The sequence below is a fragment of the Streptococcus sanguinis genome (assembly GCF_020729765.1).
GTDB classification, from domain to species: Bacteria; Bacillota; Bacilli; order Lactobacillales; family Streptococcaceae; genus Streptococcus; species Streptococcus sanguinis_Q.
Map to the genome: position 1 here is coordinate 1 of NZ_JAJEPD010000040.1, position 1,729 is coordinate 1,729.

Annotated in this window: 2 pseudogenes; one reads left to right on the top strand and one right to left on the bottom strand. The window is 31.1% G+C overall.

The features are described 5' to 3' along the window. A pseudogene (locus tag K4H96_RS05130) lies at positions 1-340 on the bottom strand (hypothetical protein); the annotation flags it as partial. Positions 341-376: 36 nt separating this feature from the next. Here K4H96_RS05130 and K4H96_RS05135 point away from each other — a divergent pair. After that, a pseudogene (locus tag K4H96_RS05135) lies at positions 377-1,729 on the top strand (AAA family ATPase); the annotation flags it as partial.

Consider the following 1,729-nt stretch of genomic DNA (forward strand, 5'->3'; position numbering starts at 1 on the left):
TTTCAGACAATTTAATATCATTATCTAAGCTACTAAAATTTTCATCAGTTGCTTCTTCCTGCCGAAACAACTTAAACTGACCGATAGACCTCTTCGGAGCGTATAAAATTCCACCGTCTGGCCTATCATTTATCAACTTTCGAACAAGAACCAATTGATTAATTTCAGACAATTTAATATCATTATCTAAGCTACTAAAATTTTCATCAGTTGCTTCTTCCTGCCGAAACAACTTAAACTGACCGATAGACCTCTTCGGAGCGTATAAAATTCCACCGTCTGGCCTATCATTTATCAACTTTCGAACAAGAACCAATTGATTAACATTTGATTTTTCCAACCATAATTTTATAATCACTGGTTCAGAAATATCATTTTGGAAGAAAGGTTTATTATACTTGATATTTTCTCCAGTCACTGGATTATTTTGATTGATGGGGGATATAAACTTGCTAAGATTTTTAATCTGTTTAACTATATTCAGCAAGAAGAAACGACATTTTTCTTGAAAAAATCTGAGAAAGATAGAAGTAACGATCTCTCATTTTTGGTAAAACCTGATGAGATAGAAGATAGAATAAGTAAGATTGAAAAAGTAAATAAAGCTATCAACGATAATCTGAAATCCCTTACTGAGCAACAAGAGAAACTTACCCAGCAAGAACTGGATAACATCCCCTATCAAAGGTTGTTTAATCAACAGGTCTTTCAGTTTGATAAAGAAAGTCCGTTTTCTGTAGACAACCTCAGTCAGTCAGATGATTTTAAAGTTACTATTCAAAAGATTATTGAATTTAAACAGAGTTTTTCTATTTCTGAATATCAACGAAAGTTGGAAAGAGATAAGCGAAAGAAAGAAATCAATACTATTGATAGCGCTTTACGCTTTGCTATTTTATTTCCACTTATTCAAAGACCTAATTATCAATGGCAGTGGGAAAAATACACTATAGATAATCCGAGATTCTTTGAATACGTACTTTTAGAAAATTACCTTCAAACATTTGAGACTATCACTCATGAATATAGGCGAAAACAACAATTAAATCAATACTGGGAGAATCTATCTACTGATATTAATCAAATGACAGCGCAGACTTTTCAGTATGTTCAAAATGATAGGTTATCAAATGATTTTGAATCACTTAAAGTTCAATTAACAAGCTACCAGACGCTAAGAGAAAGTGTTGGACAAGCAGATAAAAATTTAAGTGATTTACGACAGTTACGGAGAAAATTAGGTGAAAAATTTGGTGAGCTAAGACAACATAATCATGTTGATGAAGATAAATGTCCATTTTGTAACAATCAGTTTGATTCTTTCGTTGACTTGAAGAGTTCTTATAATAATTATACAGATTACCTGACTGAAATTTCATCTAGAGATAGTCAGCGATTACAAGAAGTTCAATTATCATTGAATTCAAGAATCCAACAAGTGAAGCAAAAAATCACTGATGAAATAAACAGTCTTACTACCAACATAGATAAAAAACTATTAGATAGATTACAAGAATTGAGCGGTTCGTACCAAAGTTATTCTAAATATCTTGAGGATTTTAAAATTTTTATTCAGTCGTATACTAATATGGCACCTTATCAACTGGAGAATTTAGAATTTGATAACTATAATCATCAGTATCAATCTAGCTTACAAGAGTTTCGATCTAAATTGGTAGTTGATGATGATGTTTATAGGGTTTTAGATATTAATAGTCTGGAAAATATA